22 protein-coding genes and 1 tRNA gene are annotated in these 22,185 nt (G+C 70.5%); 12 read left to right on the forward strand and 11 right to left on the reverse strand.

Annotation, left to right across the window (positions count from 1 at the left end; genetic code table 11):
- Positions 1 to 171 precede the first annotated feature (171 nt).
- Positions 172 to 1,083, forward strand: a complete 912-nt coding sequence (locus ACR3ZA_RS09825; protein WP_473661781.1) for a thioredoxin domain-containing protein — start codon at positions 172 to 174, stop codon at positions 1,081 to 1,083.
- Positions 1,084 to 1,113: 30 nt separating this feature from the next.
- Positions 1,114 to 1,190, forward strand: a tRNA-Thr gene (locus ACR3ZA_RS09830).
- 19 nt (positions 1,191 to 1,209) lie between these two features.
- Here the strand turns inward: ACR3ZA_RS09830 and ACR3ZA_RS09835 are convergent.
- A complete protein-coding gene (locus ACR3ZA_RS09835; RefSeq protein WP_473661782.1) occupies positions 1,210 to 1,794 on the reverse strand; it encodes a helix-turn-helix domain-containing protein in 585 nt (194 codons plus the stop codon).
- Between the two features lie 70 nt (positions 1,795 to 1,864).
- Between ACR3ZA_RS09835 and ACR3ZA_RS09840 the strand changes: the two genes are divergently transcribed.
- Positions 1,865 to 2,821, forward strand: a complete 957-nt coding sequence (locus ACR3ZA_RS09840; protein WP_473661783.1) for an FAD-dependent oxidoreductase — start codon at positions 1,865 to 1,867, stop codon at positions 2,819 to 2,821.
- A 3-nt stretch (positions 2,822 to 2,824) separates the two neighbouring features.
- On the forward strand, positions 2,825 to 3,055 hold the full coding sequence (locus ACR3ZA_RS09845) for a hypothetical protein (RefSeq protein ID WP_473661784.1): 231 nt from the start codon (positions 2,825 to 2,827) through the stop codon (positions 3,053 to 3,055).
- Here the strand turns inward: ACR3ZA_RS09845 and ACR3ZA_RS09850 are convergent.
- Both ACR3ZA_RS09850 and msrB read right to left on the reverse strand, forming a co-directional pair.
- On the reverse strand, positions 3,045 to 3,611 hold the full coding sequence (locus ACR3ZA_RS09850; RefSeq protein ID WP_473661785.1) for a nitroreductase family protein: 567 nt from the start codon (positions 3,609 to 3,611) through the stop codon (positions 3,045 to 3,047). The two genes, ACR3ZA_RS09845 and ACR3ZA_RS09850, sit on opposite strands and share 11 nt — an antisense overlap.
- Positions 3,611 to 4,015, reverse strand: a complete 405-nt coding sequence (gene msrB / locus ACR3ZA_RS09855; protein WP_473661786.1) for a peptide-methionine (R)-S-oxide reductase MsrB — start codon at positions 4,013 to 4,015, stop codon at positions 3,611 to 3,613. Before msrB ends, ACR3ZA_RS09850 begins: the two co-directional genes overlap by 1 nt.
- Before the next feature lie 158 nt (positions 4,016 to 4,173).
- Here msrB and ACR3ZA_RS09860 point away from each other — a divergent pair, with 158 nt between their 5' ends.
- The 5 genes from ACR3ZA_RS09860 (at position 4,174) to groL (ending at position 8,365) form a co-directional block, all read left to right on the forward strand.
- Entirely contained in the window at positions 4,174 to 4,494 is a 321-nt protein-coding gene (locus ACR3ZA_RS09860) for a DUF3263 domain-containing protein (RefSeq protein ID WP_473661787.1), read from the forward strand.
- The gene (locus ACR3ZA_RS09865; RefSeq protein ID WP_473661788.1) at positions 4,495 to 5,064 is read left to right on the forward strand and encodes a LytR C-terminal domain-containing protein; all 570 of its coding nucleotides are present in this window, start codon (positions 4,495 to 4,497) and stop codon (positions 5,062 to 5,064) included.
- A 193-nt stretch (positions 5,065 to 5,257) separates the two neighbouring features.
- Positions 5,258 to 5,461: a cold-shock protein gene (locus tag ACR3ZA_RS09870; protein WP_294180029.1), complete on the forward strand. Its 204-nt coding sequence runs from the start codon at positions 5,258 to 5,260 to the stop codon at positions 5,459 to 5,461.
- A gap of 74 nt (positions 5,462 to 5,535) precedes the next feature.
- Entirely contained in the window at positions 5,536 to 6,588 is a 1,053-nt protein-coding gene (locus ACR3ZA_RS09875) for a DUF3048 domain-containing protein (protein ID WP_473661789.1), read from the forward strand.
- A 148-nt stretch (positions 6,589 to 6,736) separates the two neighbouring features.
- Positions 6,737 to 8,365, forward strand: a complete 1,629-nt coding sequence (groL, locus tag ACR3ZA_RS09880) for a chaperonin GroEL (protein ID WP_473661790.1) — start codon at positions 6,737 to 6,739, stop codon at positions 8,363 to 8,365.
- 147 nt (positions 8,366 to 8,512) lie between these two features.
- On the opposite strand, the gene ACR3ZA_RS09885 is transcribed toward groL, so the two are convergent.
- Genes ACR3ZA_RS09885 through ACR3ZA_RS09900 form a run of 4 tightly spaced genes read right to left on the reverse strand, consistent with a single transcriptional unit; the run spans position 8,513 to position 12,218 of the window.
- Positions 8,513 to 9,388, reverse strand: coding sequence for a phosphotransferase (locus tag ACR3ZA_RS09885; protein WP_473661791.1), 876 nt, complete (start codon positions 9,386 to 9,388; stop codon positions 8,513 to 8,515).
- A 39-nt stretch (positions 9,389 to 9,427) separates the two neighbouring features.
- A complete protein-coding gene (locus ACR3ZA_RS09890) occupies positions 9,428 to 9,718 on the reverse strand; it encodes a WXG100 family type VII secretion target (RefSeq protein ID WP_473661792.1) in 291 nt (96 codons plus the stop codon).
- Positions 9,719 to 9,727: 9 nt separating this feature from the next.
- On the reverse strand, positions 9,728 to 11,494 hold the full coding sequence (locus ACR3ZA_RS09895) for an ATP-binding protein (RefSeq protein ID WP_473661793.1): 1,767 nt from the start codon (positions 11,492 to 11,494) through the stop codon (positions 9,728 to 9,730).
- Positions 11,495 to 11,522: 28 nt separating this feature from the next.
- Complete coding sequence (locus tag ACR3ZA_RS09900) at positions 11,523 to 12,218, reverse strand: response regulator (RefSeq protein ID WP_473661794.1); 696 nt, start codon at positions 12,216 to 12,218, stop codon at positions 11,523 to 11,525.
- 152 nt (positions 12,219 to 12,370) lie between these two features.
- Here ACR3ZA_RS09900 and ACR3ZA_RS09905 point away from each other — a divergent pair, with 152 nt between their 5' ends.
- The 3 genes from ACR3ZA_RS09905 to ACR3ZA_RS09915 all read left to right on the forward strand — a co-directional run bounded on the left by ACR3ZA_RS09905 (position 12,371) and on the right by ACR3ZA_RS09915 (position 17,241).
- Positions 12,371 to 15,052 carry a putative Ig domain-containing protein gene (locus ACR3ZA_RS09905; RefSeq protein ID WP_473661795.1) on the forward strand — a complete coding sequence of 894 codons (2,682 nt, stop codon included), beginning with the start codon at positions 12,371 to 12,373 and terminating at the stop codon, positions 15,050 to 15,052.
- 132 nt (positions 15,053 to 15,184) lie between these two features.
- Positions 15,185 to 15,598 (forward strand): metalloregulator ArsR/SmtB family transcription factor, encoded by a 414-nt coding sequence (locus ACR3ZA_RS09910; RefSeq protein ID WP_473661796.1) that lies wholly within the window; start codon positions 15,185 to 15,187, stop codon positions 15,596 to 15,598.
- A complete protein-coding gene (locus tag ACR3ZA_RS09915; RefSeq protein ID WP_473661797.1) occupies positions 15,595 to 17,241 on the forward strand; it encodes a SulP family inorganic anion transporter in 1,647 nt (548 codons plus the stop codon). The genes ACR3ZA_RS09910 and ACR3ZA_RS09915 overlap by 4 nt, the downstream gene beginning before the upstream one ends.
- 17 nt (positions 17,242 to 17,258) lie before the next feature.
- Here ACR3ZA_RS09915 and ACR3ZA_RS09920 read toward each other — a convergent pair whose 3' ends face one another.
- From ACR3ZA_RS09920 to ACR3ZA_RS09935, 4 genes are read right to left on the reverse strand one after another with little or no spacing between them, the layout of a single operon-like run.
- Complete coding sequence (locus ACR3ZA_RS09920; RefSeq protein ID WP_473661798.1) at positions 17,259 to 18,359, reverse strand: LuxR C-terminal-related transcriptional regulator; 1,101 nt, start codon at positions 18,357 to 18,359, stop codon at positions 17,259 to 17,261.
- A 43-nt stretch (positions 18,360 to 18,402) separates the two neighbouring features.
- Complete coding sequence (locus ACR3ZA_RS09925; RefSeq protein ID WP_473661799.1) at positions 18,403 to 20,058, reverse strand: DNA repair helicase XPB; 1,656 nt, start codon at positions 20,056 to 20,058, stop codon at positions 18,403 to 18,405.
- 10 nt (positions 20,059 to 20,068) lie between these two features.
- Positions 20,069 to 21,931, reverse strand: coding sequence for a helicase-associated domain-containing protein (locus ACR3ZA_RS09930; RefSeq protein ID WP_473661800.1), 1,863 nt, complete (start codon positions 21,929 to 21,931; stop codon positions 20,069 to 20,071).
- Positions 21,918 to 22,127: a hypothetical protein gene (locus ACR3ZA_RS09935; RefSeq protein ID WP_473661801.1), complete on the reverse strand. Its 210-nt coding sequence runs from the start codon at positions 22,125 to 22,127 to the stop codon at positions 21,918 to 21,920. Before ACR3ZA_RS09935 ends, ACR3ZA_RS09930 begins: the two co-directional genes overlap by 14 nt.
- Positions 22,128 to 22,185: the final 58 nt, after the last annotated feature.

Here is a 22,185-nt window from a genome sequence, read left to right on the forward strand (position 1 = left end):
CCGCCATTATGCCCCTGTTTGCGGGTGGGCGCGACGCGAGGGCGGATCTCGCGACCCCGCATCCGGTTGTCGCCCAGTCCCGGGCGCTACCATCGGGGCGGCATACGGCTTGGCCGTGCGGCGAAACCCCGGTAGCTTGGCGCCGCGAACCCGAGATTTAGATGAGGACCCATGACCTACGGCGGCGAACCCAGCGCTTCGGCGCGCAGCAGCGTTCGCGACGAGGCGCGTGAGCGTGCCAAAGAACTCCGCGAGCTCCACCGCAAGAAGGATCGCCGTCGCAAGCTGATCGTGCGCGGGAGCGTCGTGGGGGGCATCCTCGCGGTCCTGGTCGTGATCTCCTTCGTGCTGCTGGCGCTCAACCAGCCCGGCGGCCGCGGTCCCCTCAACATGCAGAGCGACGGGATCAAGATCGGCGAGGAGTACATCGCCGAGCGCACCGGAGCCCTCGCCGCGGGCAGCGACCCGACCCCGTCCGCCGAGAACCCGGCGGACGTCATCGACATCCGGCTCTACGTCGACTACCTGTGCGCGAAGTGCGGTCAGTTCGAGGAGAACAACGGCGAGAGCATTCGGGCATGGCTTGAGTCGGGTGCGGCGACGATTGAGATCCACCCGATCGCGGTGCTGACCACCAAGTCGGCCGGGACGCAGTACTCGCTGCGTGCCGCCAATGCGGCGGCGTGCGTCGCCGAGTTCGCGCCGGACTCGTTCTTCGACTTCCACGAGTCGCTGCTCACCGACCAGCCCGAGGAGGGCTCGGTCGGGCTGAGCGATGAAGAGCTGCTCGCGCGGGCCACCGCGGTGGGCGCCGCGAATCTCACCGCGATCGACCAGTGCATCGACGATGGACGCTTCCGCTCCTGGGTTCGCGCGGCGACCGCACGGGCGATCAGCGGGCCGCTCCCCGGCACCGAGGTCGAGGCCGTGGTGAGCACGCCGACGATCCTGGTCAACGGCGAGCAGTTCAACTACACGGCCGGCTTCGATGCCAACGAGTTCCGTCAGTTCGTGCTGCGCGCGGCGGGCGAGGAGTTCACCCAGAACGCCACCCCGACACCGACGCCCACGCCCACCGAGTAGTTCCCGGCCCGACTACAATCGGGCCGACCCGCCCCCTTAGCTCAGTTGGCCAGAGCATCGCTCTTGTAAAGCGAGGGTCGTCGGTTCGAATCCGACAGGGGGCTCCACCCCGCCGTCGTCCTCGCCTCAGTGCGACGGGTCGTCGCGCAGCTGCACGCGATCGCCCGTGCGGCTCAGGAGGTTGATGATCTCCGCCGGCTCTGCCGTGGCGCTCACGAATCCGTGCGGTTTGCGGGTGTCGTACTCGGCGGCGTCCCCCGGCCCGAGCAGCAGCTCCTCGTCGCCGATCGCCAGGCGGACCCGCCCGCTGAGGACGTAGATCCAATCGAATCCCTGGTGCACCTTGCGCGTGATCGGCGCCCCGTCCGGCTGCCCCGGGAGCAGCATCTTGACCGCGTGCACGTCAGGATTGTCCTTCGTGAGCGGAATGACCGCGCGGCCTTCGCGGTAGAAGGTCTTCGGGCTCACGCGCGCGTCGGCGATCTGCGGCGCTCCGACGAGGTCGTCGAGACTCGCGCCGTACGCCGCCGCCAGGCGAATCACGAGGTCGAGCGTCGGACGCCGCAGCCCCGACTCGAGTCGCGACAGCGTGCTCACGGAGACCCCGATGCTGCCGGCCACCTCCCGGAGGGTCTGCCCGCGCCGAGCGCGCACCGCCCGGAGCCGGGACGCGACGCCGTCGAGCACGGCCTCAATCGCGGCGTCGTCCATGCCCCGGTCCCTTTGCGGTTTCAGCAAACGCTGTTGGTGGTGGGCACATGCTAGTTCCACGCTGGTGCCCATGACCACCAACGAATACGACGTCCTGATCACCGGAGCCGGGAGCGCCGGCCTCAGCGCCGCGCTCATGCTGGTGCGCTCGCGCCGGAGGGTGCTCGTGCTCGACGGCGGCGCTCCCCGGAATGCGGTCGCCGCGCACATGCACGGCGTGCTCGGCCGGGACGGCTGGTCCCCGCTTGACCTGATCGCCACCGGCCGCGATGAGGTCGCGCGCTACGGCGGAGAGTTCGAGCACACGAACGCCATCGCGGCGAGCCGCGACGCGACGTCGTCACGGTTCGTCGTGACAGTGCGCGACGGGAGCCCGCGGTTCGCGCGGCGCCTCCTGGTCGCCTCGGGCCTGCGTGATCGGCTGCCCGCGATCGCGGGCCTCGCGGCGCTCTGGGGCGCGGGCGTCGCGCACTGCCCGTACTGCGACGGCTGGGAGGTGCGCGACTCGCGAATCGCTGTCATCGCCACCGGGCCGTCGAGCATTCACCAGGCACAGCTGCTGCGCCAGCTCTCCTCGCGCATCACCTACTTCGTGGAGGGCACCGAGCTGTCGGATGAGGATGCGGCCGGCCTGCTCGCGCGCGGGATCGGGATCGACACCCGGCGAATCGCCGCCGCGGAGTCCTCCGGCGCCCGCCTGGCCGCGCTGCGGCTGGCCGATGGCGCCGTGGTGCCCGTCGACGCCGCCTTCGTGCGCCCCGACGCCGTTGCCCACGACGAGCTCCTGCGCGACCTCGGCGCGGCCATGACGGTCGGTGCCGATGATCGCCCGTGGGTGTCGGTCGACGCGACCGGCCGCACCAGCGTTCCGGGGCTCTGGGCCGCCGGCAACGTCGTCAATCCTGCCGCCACCGTGCCCGTCGCCGCCGCCGCCGGATCGACCGCCGGCGCGGCCATCAATGCCGATCTCGTGCACGACGAGATTCACACGGCGCTGTCTCGCGCCACCGACACCGTAAGGAACTGATCCATGAACACACAGCCCTCCGCCCACGTCCGCGCGATCATCACGTGGCTCGCGATCTTCCCGTTGGTCGCCCTCGGCATGACGGCCATCGCCCCGTTCTCGGCCGACTGGCATCCCGTCACCCGCGCCTTTGTCCTCACGCTCGTCGTGGTGCCGGTCGCGGTGTACCTGGTCGTCCCGCAGCTGTTCCGGGGCTACGCGGCACTCAAGCGCCGTCGCGCCGTCACCGAGTGAGCGTGCTGACGTGGGCGTCGACGTCGATCGGGGCGCGGCGCGAGGTCTTCGCGTTCGGCAGGCGCTCGCCGACGTAGAGCCAGCCGAGCAGCCGCTCGGTCGGGGCCAGACCGTGCAGCTCGGCCACCGGGGCGCTGCGGGTGTGCAGGCCGGTGCGCCAGATCACACCCCAGCCTTCCTCGTCGAGCAGAAGGGAGAGGGCGTGGGCGACACCCGCGGCGACCGCTTCCTGCTCCCACTCCGGCACCTTGAAGCTCGGCTTCGGGCTTGCCACGATCGCGAGCAGCAGGGGCGCGCGCAGCGGCTTCGCGGCGAGCTTCTCGGCCGCGACGCCCTCAAGCCCGGCGGCCGCGGCGAGAGCGGCGCCCAGGCGGGCGCGCGACTCCCCGCGCAGCGCGATGACTCGCCACGGCCGCAGCGCGCCGTGGTCGGCGACCGCTCCAGCGGCGGCGATCAGCGGGCGCAGCTGCTCGTCGCTCGGCGCGGCCGCGCCCACCGAGGCGTGCGAGCTGCGCGCCTCGAGTGCGCGCCGCACCGCGCCGCGATCGTCCGCCACTACTCGGACTCGGGCTGGAACCCCAGCGACAGCGAGTTCATGCAGTAGCGCTGGCCGGTCGGGGTGCCGAAGCCGTCGTCGAAGACGTGACCCAGGTGCGAGCCGCAGTTGGCGCAGCGCACCTCGGTCCGCACCATCCCGAGGGAGGTGTCCTCGATCAGCTCCACCGCATCCGGGTTGACGGAGTCGTAGAAGCTCGGCCAGCCGCAGCCGGAGTCGAACTTGGTGCCGCTCTTGAAGAGCTCGGCGTTGCAGGCGGCGCAGGTGTAGAGGCCGGCGCGCGACTCGTCGAGCAGCTCGCCCGTCCAGGCGCGTTCGGTGCCCGCCTGCCGCAGCACGCGGTAGCGCTCCTCGCCCAGCTCCTCGCGCCACTGCTCTTCGGTCTTCTCGACTTCGTAGGCCATCGGTTTCTCCTCGCCTTTCGCTTGGTCACTCTAATCAGCGCTGGCGGCGTCCGCTGTGTTCCCGCAACCTGGCGCAATGCCCCGCGGATGCGTCGCGCCCGCGCGCCATCGAGCCCGGGCGCGGGACGGTGCCTACACTCGGCGCGACGGAGGTGCGGATGATGCAGGCGGCAGAGCGATCCTCCGCGTCGGTCGACGACGCGGAACTGAGCGACCGCGACCTCCAGCTGCTCGAGTTCGAACGGCGCTGGCCGGAGCGGCAGGGCAGCAAAGAGGCGGCGATCCGCGCAGAGTTGGGACTCAGTTCGGCCCGCTACTATCAACTGCTGTACACGCTGATCGAGCGACCGTCGGCTCTGCGCCACGACCCGCTTCTCGTCCGTCGGCTCCAGCGATTGCGTGACAGTCGGGTTCGTGCGCGTCGCTCGCGCACGTTCGGGCCCGGCCCCGCGACCACGAGCCAGGACGAGACCGAGTAGATGGCCAGATTCCCTCAGGACGAGTTCGATAACATCCCGAGCGACCTCGAGCGTGTCGGCGCCCACCGGGCCCCGCGGGGCAAGGGCCGCGCGTGGATCAACGTCGGACTCGGCATCCTTGCCGCCGCCGTGCTCGTCGTCGCCGGACTGTACGGGCTCTCGCGGCTCGACCCGAGCTTCACGATCGACCTCCCCGACTTCAGCGAGGACGCGACCGTCGAGGTGACGGCCTCGCCGCTTCCGGTCGCCGAGGCGGTCACCGATCCGACGACGGTCGACACCGATCCCGAACTCACCCTGTCGATTCTGAACGGCACCGAGACCACCGGGCAGCAGGACGTCGCCGCCGACCAGCTCGTCGCGAGCGGATGGCCGGATGCGGTGCGCGCTCGCGCCGCCGCCTCCGATATCGAGACGACCACGATCTACTACTGGAACGCCGACTTCGAGGGGCTCGCGCGCGGTGTGGCCGAGGCGCTCGGCGTGGGCACCGTCGTGCTGTCGGATGCCTACCAGGGCGCGCCGATCACGGTGCTGCTCGGCGCCGACTACGAACCGAACGCCGGCTGACCCGTCGCCCTCGCGCCTGCGGCGGCGCAGTCCTGAGCGCGCCTCGAATGTTTCGCGCGTGTTTAAGGTGCGGTGCTCCTTCGTAAATTCACGTCTTAGACGGAAAATTCGCTCCTGATCGGGCAAATCGCGCCAGTACGATTCCCGATGTGGAGCCGTGTTCGGCCCGCAGAAACACGGCAGGAGTTACGCAATGGCGAACGGAATCGTCAAATGGTTCAACGCTGAGAAGGGCTTCGGCTTCATCACCGTTGACGGTGGAGGGGCCGACGTGTTCGTGCACTACTCCGCCATTGACATGTCGGGATACAAGGTCCTCGAAGAGGGCCAGGCTGTCACCTTCGAGGTCGGCACCGGCTCCAAGGGGCCGCAGGCCGAGTCGGTGCGACCGGCCTGAGCCGCCCGACAGCTCGCGGAGGCGCGCCGGGTCGCGCGACCCGAGCCGCCGCGCGTGCGCCGTACGATGAGCGCATGCCGCGTGCGGGAGCGATTCGTCGAGGGGGAGCCATCGCGGCGCTCGGCGCGCTCGCGAGCGTGCTCGCTGCGTGTGCCACCGCCGAGACGGCAGCGCCGGCGCCCACCCCGACGCCGAGCTACAGCTCGAGCTACCTCACCCCCGCGCCGTATGACCTCGCCCCGCTGACCGGGGAGGTCGTCGAGGCGGGATCGCTGGCGCATCCGTCGCTCGCGGCGAAGATCGACAACCATGAGCTCGCCCGTCCGCAGGTCGGGCTCGAACGCACCGACATCGTCTTCGAGGAGCTCGTCGAGGGCGGGCTGACGCGCTACGTCGCCGTCTGGCACTCCGACGTTCCCGATGAGATCGGGCCGGTCCGGTCGATTCGGCCGATGGATCCGGACATCGTCTCGCCGTTCGGCGGCATCATCGCCTACTCGGGCGGTCAGTACCGGTTCGTCGTGCTCATGCAGCAGACGAACGTCTACAACGCCATCCACGGCGCGGCCGACACCGCCGACCTGATGTACCGCACGACGACCAAGATCTCGCCGCACAATGTGCTCGTCGCGGCCGAGACCCTCGTGGATCGCCACCTCGACATCGCCGCTCCCGCGCAGCAGTTCGCCTTCGCACCGGATGTCGCCTCCTCCAGCGCCGTCGTCGAGGGCGCACCGGCGACCGGCCTCACCGCCCGCTTCAGCGACGCGTCGTCGCCGTCGTGGGTGTACGACGGGAAGTCGGAGACCTGGAAGCGCTCGCAGCTGAGCGGGGTCGATCGCGACTCGAACGGCGACCAGCTGAGCGCCACCAACGTGCTGGTGATGTCGGTGCCGATTTCCTACGGCCTCGGGGTGCCGAAGACGGAGATGATCGGCGGTGGCGACGCCTGGGTGTTCGCCGGGGGCCAGTCTCTGGCGGTGCGGTGGTCGAAGGCGTCGCAGACCGCGCCGATCGTTCTGACCGACCTGAATGGGGTCGTGGTGCGCCTCGCGCCGGGCAACACCTGGATCGAGTTGATGCCGAACAGCGGCAAGCTGACGATCGACGCGCCGTCCGGCTCGTGACGCGGCTTGCACTCCCCTAGGGCGAGTGCCAGAATGGCCTCTGGCACTCGCGCATTGTGAGTGCTAAAGGACGCCCGAAACGGGCGCTCGCTGACTCAGTGCAGATCCACGTGAAGTGGACAACGTCCGGGAGGGACGACACCAACCCATGGCAAAGATCATTGCTTTCGACGAAGAGGCCCGCCGCGGCCTCGAGCGCGGCCTGAACATTCTCGCCGACGCCGTCAAGGTCACGCTCGGCCCGCGCGGTCGCAACGTCGTGCTGGAGAAGAAGTGGGGCGCCCCCACGATCACCAACGATGGCGTTTCGATCGCCAAGGAGATCGAACTCGACGACCCGTACGAGAAGATCGGCGCGGAGCTCGTCAAGGAGGTCGCCAAGAAGACCGACGACGTCGCCGGCGACGGCACGACCACCTCGGTCGTTCTCGCGCAGGCGCTCGTTCGTGAAGGCCTGCGCAACGTCGCGGCCGGCGCCGACCCCATCAGCCTGAAGCGCGGCATCGAGAAGGCCGTCAAGGCTGTCGAGGCCGAGCTCGTCACCAACGCCAAGGAGGTCGAGACCAAGGAAGAGATCGCGGCCACCGCGAGCATCTCCGCAGCCGACACCGAGATCGGCGACCTGATCGCCGAGGCGATCGACAAGGTCGGCAAGGAGGGCGTCGTCACCGTCGAGGAGTCGAACACCTTCGGCACGACGCTCGAGCTGACCGAGGGCATGCGCTTCGACAAGGGCTACCTGTCGCAGTACTTCGTCACCGACCCGGAGCGCCAGGAGGCCGTCTTCGAGGACGCCTACATCCTGATCGTCAACGGCAAGGTCTCGAACATCAAGGACCTGCTCCCCGTCGTCGACAAGGTGATCCAGGCTGGCAAGCAGCTCCTGATCATCGCCGAGGACGTGGACGGCGAGGCTCTCGCGACCCTCATCGTCAACAAGATCCGCGGCATCTTCAAGTCGGTCGCCGTCAAGGCCCCCGGCTTCGGTGACCGCCGCAAGGCCATGCTGCAGGACATCGCCATCCTCACCGGTGGCCAGGTCATCAGCGAGGAGGTCGGACTCAAGCTCGAGAACACCGACCTCTCGATGCTCGGCCAGGCGCGCAAGGTCATCGTCACCAAGGACGAGACCACGATCGTCGAGGGCTCCGGCGACGCCGACCTCATCGCCGGTCGCGTGAAGCAGATCCGCCAGGAGATCGAGAACACCGACTCCGACTACGACCGCGAGAAGCTCCAGGAGCGCCTCGCGAAGCTCGCCGGCGGCGTCGCCGTCATCAAGGCGGGTGCCGCGACCGAGGTCGAGCTCAAGGAGCGCAAGCACCGCATCGAGGACGCCGTTCGCAACGCGAAGGCTGCCGTCGAAGAGGGCATCGTCGCCGGTGGTGGCGTCGCCCTGATCCAGGCGGGCAAGACTGCGTTCGAGAAGCTCGAGCTGGTCGGTGACGAGGCGACGGGTGCGAACATCGTCAAGGTCGCCATCGACGCTCCGCTGAAGCAGATCGCGCTCAACGCGGGGCTCGAGCCCGGCGTCGTCGTCGACAAGGTGCGCCACCTCCCCGTCGGTCAGGGCCTCAACGCCGCGACCGGCGAGTACGTGGACATGCTCGCGGCGGGCATCAGCGACCCGGTCAAGGTCACCCGTTCGGCTCTGCTGAACGCGGCCTCGATCGCCGGTCTGTTCCTCACCACCGAGGCGGTCGTCGCCGACAAGCCGGAGAAGAACCCGGCCCCGATGGGTGACCCGTCGGGCGGCATGGGCGGCATGGACTTTTGACCTGAAGGGTGAAGCTTCGCAAAAGGTTCACCCGCAAGGTCAAGGTCGAGTAGCGCCGCTCGCGGCGCGTATCGAGACCCACCAGCCTCAACCAAAGGGCGGTCCCTCCTCACGGAGGGGCCGCCCTTTGGCATGCACCGAAAGGCCCTACCCCTCCAGCACCATCCGGTCCAGCGCGTGCCGCACCCACGACCCGGGGATCGCCGGGTCGCCGCCGGGGAGCACCTCGCAGGCGACGCGCACCGCCCACTCGATCAGCAGGAACCGGCTCGCATCGACGACGACGTCGTCGAGTTCGGCGCGAGGCTCCAGCCCCAGGTCGGTGAGCAGCAGCGCGCGATCGATGCCGCGCGGCCCGCGCAACGGGCGCTGCCAGTCGATGACGCGCCAGCCGTCGGCGGTCTCGAAGCACTCGTCGCCGGTGAGGTCGCCGTGCACCACAACGGGTTCGGCATCGAACAGACGCTGCGTGCCCGCGGCTCGGCACCAGCGCTCGAGGCGGTCGAGCTCGGCGGCGCCCACGGTGGTGAAGCTGCCGCGCCCGACCAGGTGTCGCAGATCGTCGAGCCGTTCGTCGACGAGCCGGAGCCATGCCTCGGCGTCGCGCAGCTCGAGGGCCACGGGCGTCTGCTCCGGCAGGGTGGCGATCGCCTCCGTTACTGTGCGCGCCGCCGCGCGCACCGCGTCGTCGTCCAGCGGCCTCGGGGAGCTGGCGCGTACCCGCAGCGACGGCTCGGGCAGCCATTCGGTGGCGATGGCCCGCGCCCGGCCGGCGGAGGGGAGCAGGCGCGCCGCCGGCAGCACCGGATGCTCGGGGGCGGCCGCGTAGACGTCGGGTTCGATCGACGGCGGCAGCTGCACCTTGTACGCCCACTCGGTTCCGTCGACCAGCTGCACGCGCTCGGTCGAGGTCAGCGGCCAGTCGTGCAGCATCTGCCGGGTCTCTACCGGTGAGCCGAGCAGCTCACCCAGTTCCCGGTCGTCGTGAAGCATCAGCTCGGGCCAGCGCGGGTGAGGGTGCACGGAGACATTCTCACAGCGCCGAGAGGCAACCGCCGAGACTCACCTCAGGAACATTCGCGCGTTCTGCTCTTCGACCTGCGCGTAGTGCTGGCCCGCCTGCGCGAGCGCCGCGTTGAGCGCGGCGAGGTTCTCCTCGACACGCTGCTGCGTGGCGCGCCATTCGCCCACGACGCCGTGAAAGGCCGTCGCGGCCGGGCCCGTCCACGAGGACTGGAGGTCGACGAGCTGCGCATGGAGCGCGCCGACCTCGCCTTGAATGCGGGCGATGGCCGCCCGAACGTTCGCGGTCGCCGCGACGACCGCTTCGCTGTCCACCTGGTATCGCGTCATGCGGCGAGGCTAGGAGCGCTCAGCGGTCTCCGCGCTCTCGGAGCCGTCGGCGGGTGAGTCCTCGGCCGGCGGCGCGCTGGGGACGAGCGGAAGGCTCACGCGGAAGGTGGCGCCGCCGCCCGGCGTCTCGAGCACCTCGACGTGGCCCTGGTGCTTCTCGACGATGCCGGCGACGATCGCCAGGCCCAGGCCGCTGCCGCCCGTCTCGCGGGTGCGGGAGGTGTCGGCGCGCCAGAAGCGCTGGAAGATCTTCTCGCGCAGCTGCGGCGGGATTCCCTCGCCGTGGTCGATGATGGCGATCTGACCGAAGCCTCCGGCTCGGTCGACGCCGACCTCGATCTCGATCGGACTGCCGTCGGGGCTGAAGCGGGTGGCGTTGCCGAGCAGGTTGGTCACCACCTGGCGGATCTTGTTCTCCTCGGCGAGCACGATCGGGCCGGGTGCGTCGGGCGCCGGTGCGGGCGGCCGCGGCTGCGTCGGCGGCTGGGGCGTCGCCGAGTCCTGCTGCCCGCGACGACGACGCAGCCGGGCCCAGGTCGAGCCCGCGATCGCAATCGGTCCGGTCGCGGCGGGCGGCTCGCCCGTGGTGTCTTTGCGTCCTCGACCGCGAACCCCGCGCCGCGGGGTCTTGGTGCTCGCCTCATCGGCGGGTGCCGGGGTGGCATCCGACTCGTCGGAGCCCTCGACGATCTCGACCGGTCGCACGACCACGCGGATCTGCCGGGACGGGTTGGAGGCGGCGGCGTCGAGGGCGGCGTCGTTGGCGATCGGCAGCAGGTCCACCGAGGCGAGCTGCGGAGGACGGTCCTCGTCGAGCCGTGCGAGCTCGAGAAGGTCTTCGACGAGTCCGCCCATGCGGATCGCCTCGCGTTCGATGCGGTCCATCGCCTGGGCGACGTCCTCGGGCTTCTGGATCGCGCCCATCCGGTAGAGCTCGGCGTAGCCGCGCAGCGACACGAGCGGGGTGCGCAGCTCGTGGGAGGCGTCGCCGACGAAGCGCCGCATCTGCTCGACGGCGCGCTGCCGTTCGGCGAAGGCGCGGTCGATGCGCGCGAGCATCGTGTTGAGGGAGCGGTTGAGCCGCCCGACCTCGGTGTTCGGCGTGGCCCCGCCGAGCCGCTGGGCGAAGTCGCCGTTGGCGAACCGGGCGGCGGTCGCCTCGACGTCGCGCAGGGGGGCGAAGGTGCTGGTCACCAGCAGCTGCGTCGTCGCCGCGCCGAAGATGACGACGGCGAGCGCGAACAGGAAATAGATGAGCGTGTAGCGCGCGATGATCGCGTTGGTCTCGTTGAGGTTCAGCCCCATCACGAGCGTCGCCTGCTCGGCGGCGCGACCGACCCGCAGCGGGGCGGTGACCACGCGCCACTCGGTCGTCTTGGCGACGTTGGTCAGCGTCAGCCCGCCCTCGACGCCGATCACGTACTCCAGTGTCAACCGCGAGACGTCGGGCCCGAGGTCGGCCTGCGCGGTCGACAGGTTGTCGTCGATCAGACGGCCGGAGGCGGAGACCGCGGCGATGTAGAACGGGGTGTTCCCGGAGTCGACCTCGTCGAAGTCCTGGATCATCTGGAACGGGATGACCGCGTCGAGTTCGGAGTACTCGGTGAGCAGTTCCGCATCCACCCGCTCCAGCAGGTAGGTGCGCAGCACCGTCATCGTTCCGGCGCCCGCGACGGTGAGACCGAAGGTCAGCAGCAGGACCGTGACGCCGGTGATCTTCGCGCGGAGCGAGACGCCGTTCCACCACTGGTCGAACGACGCGGAGACGGGAGACACGTAGGCGATCCTCCCACGCCGAGACGGGCTACGCCTTGGAGGCCGTCTTGAGCATGTAGCCGAATCCGCGCTTGGTCTGGATCATCGGCTCGGTCGAGTACTGGTCGAGCTTGCGGCGCAGGTACGAGATGTAGCTCTCGACGATGCCGGCGTCGCCGTTGAAGTCGTACTCCCAGACGTGGTCGAGGATCTGCGCCTTCGACAGCACGCGATTCGGGTTGAGCATGAGGTAGCGCAGCAGCTTGAACTCGGTGGGGGAGAGCTCGATCGGCTCGTCGCCGACGGTGACCTCGTGGGTGTCCTGGTCCATCGTCAGCTCGCCGGCGCGGATGATGGCGTCCTGCTCGTCGTTCATGGTGCGGCGCAGGATCGCCTTGATGCGCGCGACGATCTCGTCGAGCGAGAACGGCTTGGTGACGTAGTCGTCGCCGCCGACGGTGAGGCCGGTGATCTTGTCCTCGGTGTCGTCCTTCGCGGTGAGGAACAGGATCGGCGCGGTGTAGCCGGAGGAGCGGAGGCGCTTGGTGACGCCGAAGCCGTTCATGTCCGGCAGCATCACGTCGAGGATGATCAGGTCGGGCTCCTCCTCGAGGACCGCCGAGATCGCCTGCGCGCCGTTGGCGACGGCGCGCACCGCGAACCCCGCGAAGCGCAGGCTCGTGGTCAGCAGGTCGCGGATGTTGGGCTCGTCATCGACGATGAGAATCTTGGGTCCGTCGCTCATGGGGCCAGTATCTGCGCGTTGCCTGTGTGTTGTCTGGGAGCGATTGCGCCTGATTGCCGGGCGGAAATACCCCGAATGTGCGATTCAGCGCATCAGGGCGCGTCCCTAGCGTCGAGGGAGGAATGTTTCGCCACTCGAGAAGGACACGCCCTTTGTCGCAACCCAGCCGCACCACCCCGCGCCCTTCCGGCGCCCCGGTCGCCGCCGCTTCACGCCCGATCGCCGCCGTGGTCGCGGCCCTGCTCGGCCTGGTCACGGCCCTCGTGGGCATCCCCCTCAGCGCCTCGGCCGCGCCCGTCACCGTCTACACCCAGACCTTCGCGAGTGCGCCCACCACCGGGTGGAGCTCCGGCGGGCAACCGTGGGCGGCATCCGGGGGAAAGTACACCGCGGATGCCAGCGGCTTCACGAACCTTCCCGCGCTGAACTACTCGCTCGCCTCGCTCGCGCTGTCGACGGTGGGCTACAGCGACGTCGAGGTGCGCTTCGACTACTCGGCGACCGACCTCGCGGGGGAGTCGCTCCTGGTCAACTACGCCAACAGTTCGGGCGGGTACTCGACGGTGCTCAGCCAGACCACCGACACCGCCGAGACGTCGACGGGCTGGGTGGCGCTGACCGGCGCATCCGACCACGCCGGATTCGTCCTGCAGTTCTCGCTGGTGGGCAACGGGGTGTCGGCGCCCGCCGCGGTCACCATCGACAATCTCGAGATTCGCGGCGAGGTCATCGTCGTCGACACGACCGACCCGACCGCGACGCTGGTCTCACCCGCCGATGGCACCGAGATCCCGAGCTACTCCACCGACTACACGGTGACCGTCGGCGACAACGTGAGCTCACCCGCCGACGTCACGACGTCGTACCGGTTCGGTTCGGTTGCCTCGCCCGCCACCACGGTCGCCTACAGCGCCGCGCCGGACGGCGCCGGGGAGACCCACATCGTGCTGAGCGGAGCGACGCTCGCGGTCCTGCTGAGTCTTGTCGAGGGCGACCAGTTCACCCTGACGATGGATGTCGTCGACGAAGCGGGCAACAGCGCCAGCGTGCTGGTGGGCACCTACTACTACCTGAGCGATACGCCCGCACCGGTGGCCCCGGAGATCACGTCGGGTGCTCCGGCGGCGGGTGTCGTCGGGCAGGCGTACAGCCACGCGATCACGGCGACCGGGACTCCGGCCCCGACCTTCGCCGTCTCGAGCGGGAGCCTGCCGACCGGGCTCGTGCTGAACACGGCCACCGGCGAGATCAGCGGCACCCCGCTCGCCGTCGGCACGTCGAACTTCGACGTGACGGCCTCCAACGGCACCCTGCCGAATGACACCGTCTCGTACTCGATCTCGGTCGCCGCGGCTCCGAGCATCACCTGGACGCCGCCCGTCGAGCTGACCGTCGGGGTGGCGTTCTCGGAGACGGTGACGACCACCGGGACCGCTCCGATCAGCTTCGCAGTGACCGCCGGAGCCCTGCCGGCCGGACTCGTCCTCGACGCGGGCAGCGGCCTCCTCTCCGGAACGCCGACGACGGTCGAGACCGCGGCCTTCACCGTCACCGCGACGAACTCGGCGGGGTCTGACTCGCTTGCGGTCTCGATCGACGTCGAGCCGACGCCGGTGCCGCCGGCGATCACGTCGCTGGCACCCGCGGACGGGACGGTCGGCGTCGCCTACAGCCACACCGTGACCGCGACCGGCGTGCCGGATCCGAGCTTCACGGTGAGCTCCGGCGCGCTGCCCGCGGGGCTGTCGCTGGCGACCGCCACTGGCGTAATCTCGGGAACGCCGACGACGGTCGGCTCGTCGACCTTCGAGATCACCGCCAGCAACGGGGTCGGCTCGGATGACGTCGAGAGCTACACGATCGTGGTCTCTCCGGCGCCGGTCGCCCCGACGATCGTCTCGGCCGACCCGGGTGTCGGCCTGGTCGGGACGAGCTACAGTCACACCTTCGTTGCGACGGGCGGCGGAACGATGACCTACGCCGTGACATCGGGCACGCTGCCCTCGGGGCTCTCTCTGGTCGGCAGTGTGCTGAGCGGCACGCCGACGGCCGCCGGATCCTCAACCTTCGAGCTGACGGCCAGCAACGGCGTCGGGCCGGATGCGGTGGAGAGCTACACCATCGACGTCGTCACCGCGCCCACGATCGGCGGCACCCCGCCGACGGCCATGGTCGACATCATCTACTCGTACACGCCGACCCTCGGCGGATCGGGTCCGTTCACGGTGGCTCTGACCGCCGGGGCGCTGCCGACCGGGCTCGCGGTCGACCCGAGCACGGGTGAGATCAGCGGCGAGCCGCTCGGCGTGCCGGGCACGTACTCCTTCACCCTCACCGTCTCGACACCGGGCGCCCCGAGCGCCACGTGGGCGAGCGCGATCGAGCTGGAGCACGGCGAGCCGGCGACAATCGTGGCCATCCAGGCGGGCAGCCAGACCGTGGCTCCGGGCGGCACGCTGCACGTCGATGTCGGCGAGTCGCTGACCTTCACGATCACAGGTGCCGACGTGTCGGGCAACGAGTTCGACATCACCCCCGACGTCGTCTTCACCAGTGATGTCGCGACGGATGTCGTGACCGGGTCGACGATCGAGTTCCCGACCGCGTCCCCGCACGTCATCACGGCGCAGTGGACGGGTGGCCCGCTGGCGGCGGACGTCACCGTCGAGGTCGCCGCGGAAGACGCAACGGCGGCGGGCACGGACGCGGCCGCCGAGCTGGGGGCGACGGGGGCGGATCCGGTCGGCTGGCTCGTGACGGCCACGGCGCTGCTGCTGCTCGGCGCGGCGCTGGTGACCCGCGCGCGGGCGCGCACCGTTTCGGCGCGGCGCTAGTCGCGCCGACGGGTCGCGCACCGAGATCTCGGCGCGCGACCCGCGACGGCGGCCGGGGGTTCGGCCGGGTACGGGGTGTACCGCGGGAGACCGCCCCCGGCCGCCGTCCTTCATCCGCGATATGATGGCTTGATGAATCCGTCAAGCCAGGTTCCCGGGGGAGAGGCGCTGTGGTCCTCGCGCTCGCAGCGACCGCTCTACGAGGTGAAGGCGGGCCTGTTCAAGGGGCTCGCGCATCCGGTGCGCGTGCGCATCCTCGAAGTGCTCGCCCATGGCGACGACGTGCCGGTCGCGCAACTGCTGAGCGAGACCGGGCTGGAAGCCTCGCACCTCTCGCAGCACCTCGCGGTGCTGAAACGCCACCGTCTGGTCGCCTCCGAGCGGCGCGCCAGCCAGGTCTACTACCGGCTCGCCTTCGCCGAAGTCGCCGACCTGCTTGCCGTCGCGCGTGCGCTGCTCACCGAGGTGCTGGATGCCGCGCGCACCGAGCTCGCCGAGGCCGACGGGCTCCCGGCCCTCCCCGCCGTGGACGCGACGCGCTCATGACCGCTCCTCGCCGCTCGCCGCTCACGCTGCTGCCCTCGCGCCGCGACTATGCCCGACTCGGGCGCACCTGGCGCGGCGACATCGTCGCGGGCGTCACCGTCGGGATCGTGGCGCTTCCCCTCGCGCTCGCCTTCGGTGTGAGCTCGGGCGTCGGGGCCGCCGCGGGGCTCGTCACCGCCATCGTGGCGGGCGTCGTCGCGGGCATCTTCGGCGGATCGAACGTGCAGGTGTCCGGCCCGACCGGCGCGATGGTCGTGGTGCTGGGGCCGATCGTCGTCACCTACGGTGCGGGCGTCGTGCCGCTGCTCTCGCTGATGGCCGGCGTCATCGTGGTCGTCGTCGGCGCCGTGCGCTGGGGGAGGCTGGTCACGATCATCCCGTGGCCGGTGATCGAGGGCTTCACCTTCGGCATCGCGGTGATCATCTTCCTGCAGCAGGTGCCGTCGGCGCTCGGGGTGGAGTCGGGCGCCAGCTCGAGTGCCTTCCTGACGGCGGTCGAGGCGGTGCAGAACGTGGAGGCGGAGCATCTGGCGTGGGCGCTCGCCGCGGTCGCGGTGGTCGCCCTGGTGATGGTGCTCGCGCCGAAGATCCACCCCGCGATTCCGGGCTCGATCATCGCGATCCTGCTCGTGACGATCGTGGCGAGTCTCGCCTCGTTGCCGCTGGAGAGCATCGGCAGCTTGCCCGAGGGTCTTCCGGCGCCGGCGATCCCGACCATGACGCCCGAGCTGCTCGTCGCCCTCGCGGGGCCCGCGTTCGCGATCGCCGCCCTCGCCGCCATCGAGTCGCTGCTCTCGGCGCGGGTGGCGGCGTCCCTGGCCGACACCGGCGCCTACGACGCGGATCGCGAGCTCGTCGGGCAGGGCCTCGCCTCGATCGCCTCGGGCTTCTTCGGTGGAATGCCCGCTACCGGCGCCATCGCTCGGACCGCTGTCAACGTGCGCGCGGGCGGGCGCAGCCGACTCGCGGCGGTCACGCATGCGCTCGTGCTGCTCGCGGTCGTCTACCTCGCCGCCGGCTGGGTCTCTGAGATTCCGCTCGCCGCGCTCGCCGGAGTGCTCATGGTCACGGCGGTGCGCATGGTCTCGCTCTCCACCGTGAGCGCTGTTCTCGGCTCGTCGAGGTCGAGCGCGGTCGTCTTCGTGCTCACCGCAATCGTGACGGTCGCCTTCGATCTGATCGTCGCCGTCGGAATCGGGATCGCCGCCGCCGCGATCTTCGCGCTGTGGACGCTCTCGCGCTCGGGTGCCGTCACCCGTGAGCCGCTGCCGGGGGATCCGCAGTCCGGCGATGACCGCATCGCGCTGCTGCGTCTCGACGGGGCGCTGTTCTTCGCCGGGGCCGAGCAGCTGCTCGAGAAGACGGGGTCGATCGACGGTGTCACGGTCGTGATCCTGCGGATGTCGCAGCTGGAGATGCTGGATGCGACCGGCGCCCGCGTGGTGTCGGAGCTGATGTCGACGCTCGAGCGACGCGGAATCACGGTGCTTGTCAAAGGCATCCAGCCGGAGCATCTGAAGCTCGCCACCCGCGTGGGCGTGCTGCGCGCCCTCCGGCACGAGAACCACCTCTTCGACGATCTCGACGCGGCCATCGCGCACGCGCGCAGCCATGTCGCGCGGGAGCAGAGCCCGACCGGGTGACAGGCGTGGCGTCTGGCTCAGGCGCCGGTGCGGTGGACGAACAGCCGGCTCAAGAGCTCGCCGCGGGAGGAGCACTCGGCTTTGGCGAACAGCGAGCGCATGTGGGTGCGCAGCGTGTGCGGAGAGATGAACATCCGCGCGGCGGTCTCCTCGATGGAGTCGCCGGCGCGGAGCTCGGCGAACACCTCCTGCTCGCGCTGGGTCAGGTCGTACGCGATCGACAGCATCGTCAGGATGTCCTCGGGGCGCGCTGGCTCAATCGTGACGATGATGTGCATCAGGTCGCCCTGCTCCGTTGCCGCGTGCGTGCCGCGAAGCGTCAGCCAGTGCCCCGACACGCCCTGCACCCGGGTGACCGGGTCGTGCGGTGTGCGCACCCCGAGAGCCTGCGCGGTCGCGACCCAGCCGACCGTGTAGGCCTGGCACGGCAGCACTTCATCGAGTCCGCCCTCGAGCGGCACGACCCAGAGGTCGTCGAGCAGCAGGCGCGCGCTCTCGGAGAGCGAGATCACGCGACCTGCCGGGTCGAGCATCACAACGCCGGGCGTCACGTTCTCGGGACCGAGCGTCGGGCGGTGCAGCACGAGTTCCCGAAGCGATTCGACCACCGGCGCGGTGATCTCGGCCAGGAAGTCGCGGTCGGCGGCGTCGAAGTCGGGTTCGCCGGCGGCGCGCACGAGGTTCAGGACGCCCCAGCAGGCGTCGTTCTGCGAGAAGACGGCGCGGATCTCGGGTCCGAACCCGAAACGACGGTTCACCTCGCGGTCGCGCAGGCTCTCGCGGCCGCTGTCGGCGATGGTCTGGTGCAAAGTCGCCGCGGGCACGCGGCGTGCGTGCAGATCGCCGAACTTGTTCAGATCGTCGTCGATGAACTCGTTGCGCATCCACGGGTAGCGCATCTCATCGGGCAGCCCGACCACCACCGCCTCGGCATTCGGCAGTGCCGTGACCGGATCGGTGGTGCACAGAAAGGAGCCTTCGGCGCCGAGTTCGGTGCGCGCGATCTCTCCGACGACCTCGAGCAGTTCCCGCGTCGACGTTGCGGCGGCGCAGGCGCGACGGACGCGCTCGGCGGCATCGGCGCGCCGCGTGCCCGGTGCGGCCGTCGTGAGGCTCATGCCGTCCACGATAACCGCCGGACGCGCGGATCGAGAAGAATCCTCAGGCGGCGGCGAGACCGTCGGCGTCGAGGATTGTGTAGCTGTAGCCCTGCTCGGCGAGGAACCGCTGACGGTTCTGGGCGAAATCCTGGTCGACGGTGTCGCGCGCGACGAGCGTGTAGAAGTTGGCCGGCAGGCCGCTCTCCTTCGGGCGCAGCAGCCGGCCGAGGCGCTGGGCCTCCTCCTGGCGCGAGCCGAACGATCCGGAGACCTGGATCGCCACGGTCGCCTCCGGCAGGTCGACCGAGAAGTTGGCCACCTTCGAGACGACGAGCACCTTCGTCGTGCCGTCGCGGAACTCCTGGTACAGCCGTTCGCGTTCGGCGACGGGCGTGCTGCCGGTCAGCTGCGGCGCGTTCAGGCCCTCGGCGAGCTCGTCGATCTGGTCGAGGTACTGGCCGATCACGAGGATCCGCTCGCCCGCGTGCTTGGCGACCAGGTCGCGCACGACGCGCAGCTTCGCGGGCGCGGTGGCTGCCATCCGGTAGCGCTCGTCGTCGGCGCTCGCCGCGTATTCGAGCCGCTCGGTCGGCGGGAGGTCGATGCGCACCTCGAAGCAGGAGGCGGGGGAGATGAAGCCCTGCGCCTCGATCTCCTTCCACGGGGCGTCGAAGCGCTTGGGGCCGATGAGCGAGAACACGTCCGACTCGCGGCCGTCCTCGCGCACCAGCGTCGCGGTGAGCCCCAGGCGCCGACGTGCCTGCAGCTCGGCGGTGAGCTTGAAGACGGGAGCGGGCAGCAGGTGCACCTCGTCGTAGACGATGAGGCCCCAGTCGAGGGCGTCGAGCAGCGCCAGGTGCGCGTACTCGCCCTTCCGGCGCGCGGTGAGGATCTGGTAGGTCGCGATCGTGACCGGCTTGATCTCCTTCACCTGGCCCGAGTACTCGCCGATCTCGTCCTCGGTGAGGCTGGTGCGCTTGATCAGCTCGGCCTTCCACTGCCGGGCGCTCACCGTGTTGGTCACCAGGATCAGCGTTGTCGTGTCGGCCTGGGCCATCGCGCCCGCGCCGACGAGGGTCTTGCCCGCGCCGCAGGGCAGCACGACGACCCCCGAGCCGCCGTCGAAGAAGTTCGTCACCGCCTGCTGCTGGTAGGGGCGCAGCGCCCAGCCGTCCTCGACCAGGTCGATGTCGTGCGGGGTGCCGGGGGTGTAGCCGGCGTGGTCCTCGGCGGGCCAGCCGAGCTTCAGCAGCTCCTGCTTGATCTGGCCGCGCGCCCACGGCTGCAGCGTCCACTCGGTGGAGGTGCGGCGGATGCCGAGCAGCGGCGCCACCTTGCCGCTGCGGGTGATCTCGTGAAGCACCGCCGGATCGGTGGTGGTGATGATCAGCTCGCCGAGCGTGCCGTCGTCGTTCTTCTCGCGATCGATGATGAGCCGCCCGTAGCGGCCCACCGTCTCCTCGATGTCGATCGCGACCGACTGCGGAACCGGGAACTTGGCGTAGCGCTCCAGCGTGTCGAGCATCTGCGCGGCCTCGTGACCGGCGGCGCGCGCGTTCCACAGCCCCAACCGGGTGATGCGGTAGCTGTGCATGTGCTCGGGTGCCCGCTCCAGCTCGGCGAACACGGCGAGCTCGTGCCGTGCCTCTTCGGCCTGCGGGTGCGCGACTTCGAGAAGCACCGTGCGATCGCTCTGCACGATCAGGGGTCCGGTCATCCGATCGAGTTTAGTCGCCCGCCGGTTCGACCGCCGTGATGGACGCGAGCGGCAGCGTGCGCTCCAGGTCGGACTTGCGGTCGCGAGCGCGCACGCGACCGCCGGCCACCGCGGCCGGTTCGAGCAGGAACTCCTGCTCGGTGCCGTCGGGCATCTGCACGCGCACGGCGACGGCGACCTTGTTCTTGGCGGCGAGCTCGAGCTGCCGAGAGATCCACCCCTCGTCGCCGCTCTCGGCGACCGAGCCGGTCGAGTCGCGCAGGCGGGCGACCACGATCGCCGCGGTGTCGTCGCCGACCGGCTCGCTCTCGCCGACGGCGCGCGCCCGGCGCAGCGTGACGATGCGCCCGGCGGCGTCTTCGGCGACCACCGGGTAGCGCGCGTCGTGCAGGCTCCAGTAGACGATGTCGGCGGTGAAACGGGAGGCGAGGCGCCCGTCGTCGAGCTCCCGGAGCGCCAGGGGCGACAGGTTCGGGTCGACCAGCAGCTGATGGGTGCGCGCGCGATCGGTGGAGCGGATCACCGACCGCGCCTCGGCGACGTCCGCCGGTCCGACCCGGAGCGTGCCGAAGTGGCTGGCCGTGTCGCGCACCAGGTAGTCGAGCGGCTGCGGCACCCCGGTGAGCGAGATGCCGGCGAGGAACTCCAGCAGCGAATCGTCGGTCTCCCCCGCGATGAGCGCGCGGGTGACGCTGGCCGCGGTCACGCGGTAGCTGGAGGCGAGACCGCGCGCATCGATGTCGGCGACGAGGCGCAGCCGCCGGTCGAGCTCCGGCACCAACGGGCCCGGCGCGACGATCGAGAGGTCGTGCTGCAGGTAGACCTTGTCGACCTCGGCGGGGAAGTGGGTCGCCAGCACCGCGGTCGCGGCTTCGGGGCCGTCGCCGAGCAGCGCCGAGCCGACCGTGCTGGGACGCTGCGAACCGATGATGCCGAGCCGCTCCGCGCCGGCCAGCACGATCGCGACCCGCTCGCGCACCCAGTCGTGACCGGCGGGGTAGCGCCAGTCCAGGTAGTCGAGCAGGCCGTCGCCCCAGATCGCGTGGGCGCGCTGATGCAGCAGCTCCCGCAGCTCCTCGGGCAGGCGGGCGCGCCACGCCGCGGCGAGAGTGCGCCAGCGCTCCAGGCGCGGCGACTCGAGCCAGGTCTCGGGTTCACCCGCGGCCGTCCAGGCGCGGGGGGCCGCGGTGACGAGTCCGGCGCGCTCGGCCAGGTCGAGCAGCACGTCGAGCTCATCGACCTCGACCTCGGCCGCTGCGGCCAGGCGGCGCGCATCCGGAAGAGCGAGTCCGCCGCGGCTCACGCGCCGCGCCGGCTCGTCGCGTAGAGCCTGAACGAGTTCGAAGACGGCAGCGACGGTGCTGAAGGCCCGCTCGGCCGCCCCGCGGTCGACGAAGCGTGCATCCGCGTCGCTCACCGGTTCGAGGGCGGCGGGGGCGGGTGCGCTCCGCAGCTCGGCTCCGCTCGGCAGCCCGAACGACGGCCAGGCGCGCAGCTGCTCGACGACCGCATCCCACGGGACGATGCGCCCGGACTCGCGGCCGAGCAGGCCCGCCGCGAAGGCGCGCGCCACGCGCTGCTCCGTTTCGGGCGCGGCGGTGCCGAGCGCGGCGCGCAGCTGCTCCAGCGTCGGAGCGCCGGTGTCGCTTGCGAGCTCGCCGGCCGCCGCGAGCATCGCCAGGGTGGGCCGATCCAGCCGCGAAAGCGCCGACTGGATGGAGGTGCGGTCGAGCAGCGCCTCGGCGAGGTCGAAGTAGTCGCGGATGCCCTGGCGCCGGATCTGGCGCTCACGGATCAGCCGCTCGAGGGCGTCATCGTCGAGCGCCCGCAGCGTGGCCGCGAGCGCGAGCGCCGATCCGCTACTCGGCGCCATCCTGCGCGAGACGACGTCGACGCACCACGCTTGCGATGAGGAAGGCGACGATCAGCAGGAACGCGATCGGGAGCCCGATCGAGGGGAGCAGGGCGACCGCGGGCCACACGCCGGAGCTCAGATCGGCGCCGGCGGAGCGGCCGAGGAACACGCTCACGATGGCGATCACCGAGAGTCCGCCGACCGTCGCGATCATCGTTGCGAGAATACGTTCGATACGATTGAGGGGTACGCGGGTTTCGTCGGTCACCTGA

The sequence above is a fragment of the Herbiconiux sp. J20-20 genome, from assembly GCF_057365085.1.

Excerpts from the sequence above, each read along its gene's own strand:
- ACR3ZA_RS09825 (WP_473661781.1), top strand. The coding sequence starts at position 172 with ATGACCTACGGCGGCGAACCCAGCGCTTCGGCGCGCAGCAGCGTTCGC.
- ACR3ZA_RS09835 (WP_473661782.1), bottom strand. The coding sequence starts at position 1,794 with ATGGACGACGCCGCGATTGAGGCCGTGCTCGACGGCGTCGCGTCCCGG.
- ACR3ZA_RS09840 (WP_473661783.1), top strand. The coding sequence starts at position 1,865 with ATGACCACCAACGAATACGACGTCCTGATCACCGGAGCCGGGAGCGCC.
- ACR3ZA_RS09845 (WP_473661784.1), top strand. The coding sequence starts at position 2,825 with ATGAACACACAGCCCTCCGCCCACGTCCGCGCGATCATCACGTGGCTC.
- msrB (WP_473661786.1), bottom strand. The coding sequence starts at position 4,015 with ATGGCCTACGAAGTCGAGAAGACCGAAGAGCAGTGGCGCGAGGAGCTG.
- ACR3ZA_RS09860 (WP_473661787.1), top strand. The coding sequence starts at position 4,174 with ATGATGCAGGCGGCAGAGCGATCCTCCGCGTCGGTCGACGACGCGGAA.
- ACR3ZA_RS09865 (WP_473661788.1), top strand. The coding sequence starts at position 4,495 with ATGGCCAGATTCCCTCAGGACGAGTTCGATAACATCCCGAGCGACCTC.
- ACR3ZA_RS09870 (WP_294180029.1), top strand. The coding sequence starts at position 5,258 with ATGGCGAACGGAATCGTCAAATGGTTCAACGCTGAGAAGGGCTTCGGC.
- ACR3ZA_RS09875 (WP_473661789.1), top strand. The coding sequence starts at position 5,536 with ATGCCGCGTGCGGGAGCGATTCGTCGAGGGGGAGCCATCGCGGCGCTC.
- groL (WP_473661790.1), top strand. The coding sequence starts at position 6,737 with ATGGCAAAGATCATTGCTTTCGACGAAGAGGCCCGCCGCGGCCTCGAG.
- ACR3ZA_RS09890 (WP_473661792.1), bottom strand. The coding sequence starts at position 9,718 with ATGACGCGATACCAGGTGGACAGCGAAGCGGTCGTCGCGGCGACCGCG.
- ACR3ZA_RS09900 (WP_473661794.1), bottom strand. The coding sequence starts at position 12,218 with ATGAGCGACGGACCCAAGATTCTCATCGTCGATGACGAGCCCAACATC.
- ACR3ZA_RS09910 (WP_473661796.1), top strand. The coding sequence starts at position 15,185 with ATGAATCCGTCAAGCCAGGTTCCCGGGGGAGAGGCGCTGTGGTCCTCG.
- ACR3ZA_RS09915 (WP_473661797.1), top strand. The coding sequence starts at position 15,595 with ATGACCGCTCCTCGCCGCTCGCCGCTCACGCTGCTGCCCTCGCGCCGC.
- ACR3ZA_RS09920 (WP_473661798.1), bottom strand. The coding sequence starts at position 18,359 with ATGAGCCTCACGACGGCCGCACCGGGCACGCGGCGCGCCGATGCCGCC.
- ACR3ZA_RS09925 (WP_473661799.1), bottom strand. The coding sequence starts at position 20,058 with ATGACCGGACCCCTGATCGTGCAGAGCGATCGCACGGTGCTTCTCGAA.
- ACR3ZA_RS09930 (WP_473661800.1), bottom strand. The coding sequence starts at position 21,931 with ATGGCGCCGAGTAGCGGATCGGCGCTCGCGCTCGCGGCCACGCTGCGG.
- ACR3ZA_RS09935 (WP_473661801.1), bottom strand. The coding sequence starts at position 22,127 with ATGATCGCGACGGTCGGCGGACTCTCGGTGATCGCCATCGTGAGCGTG.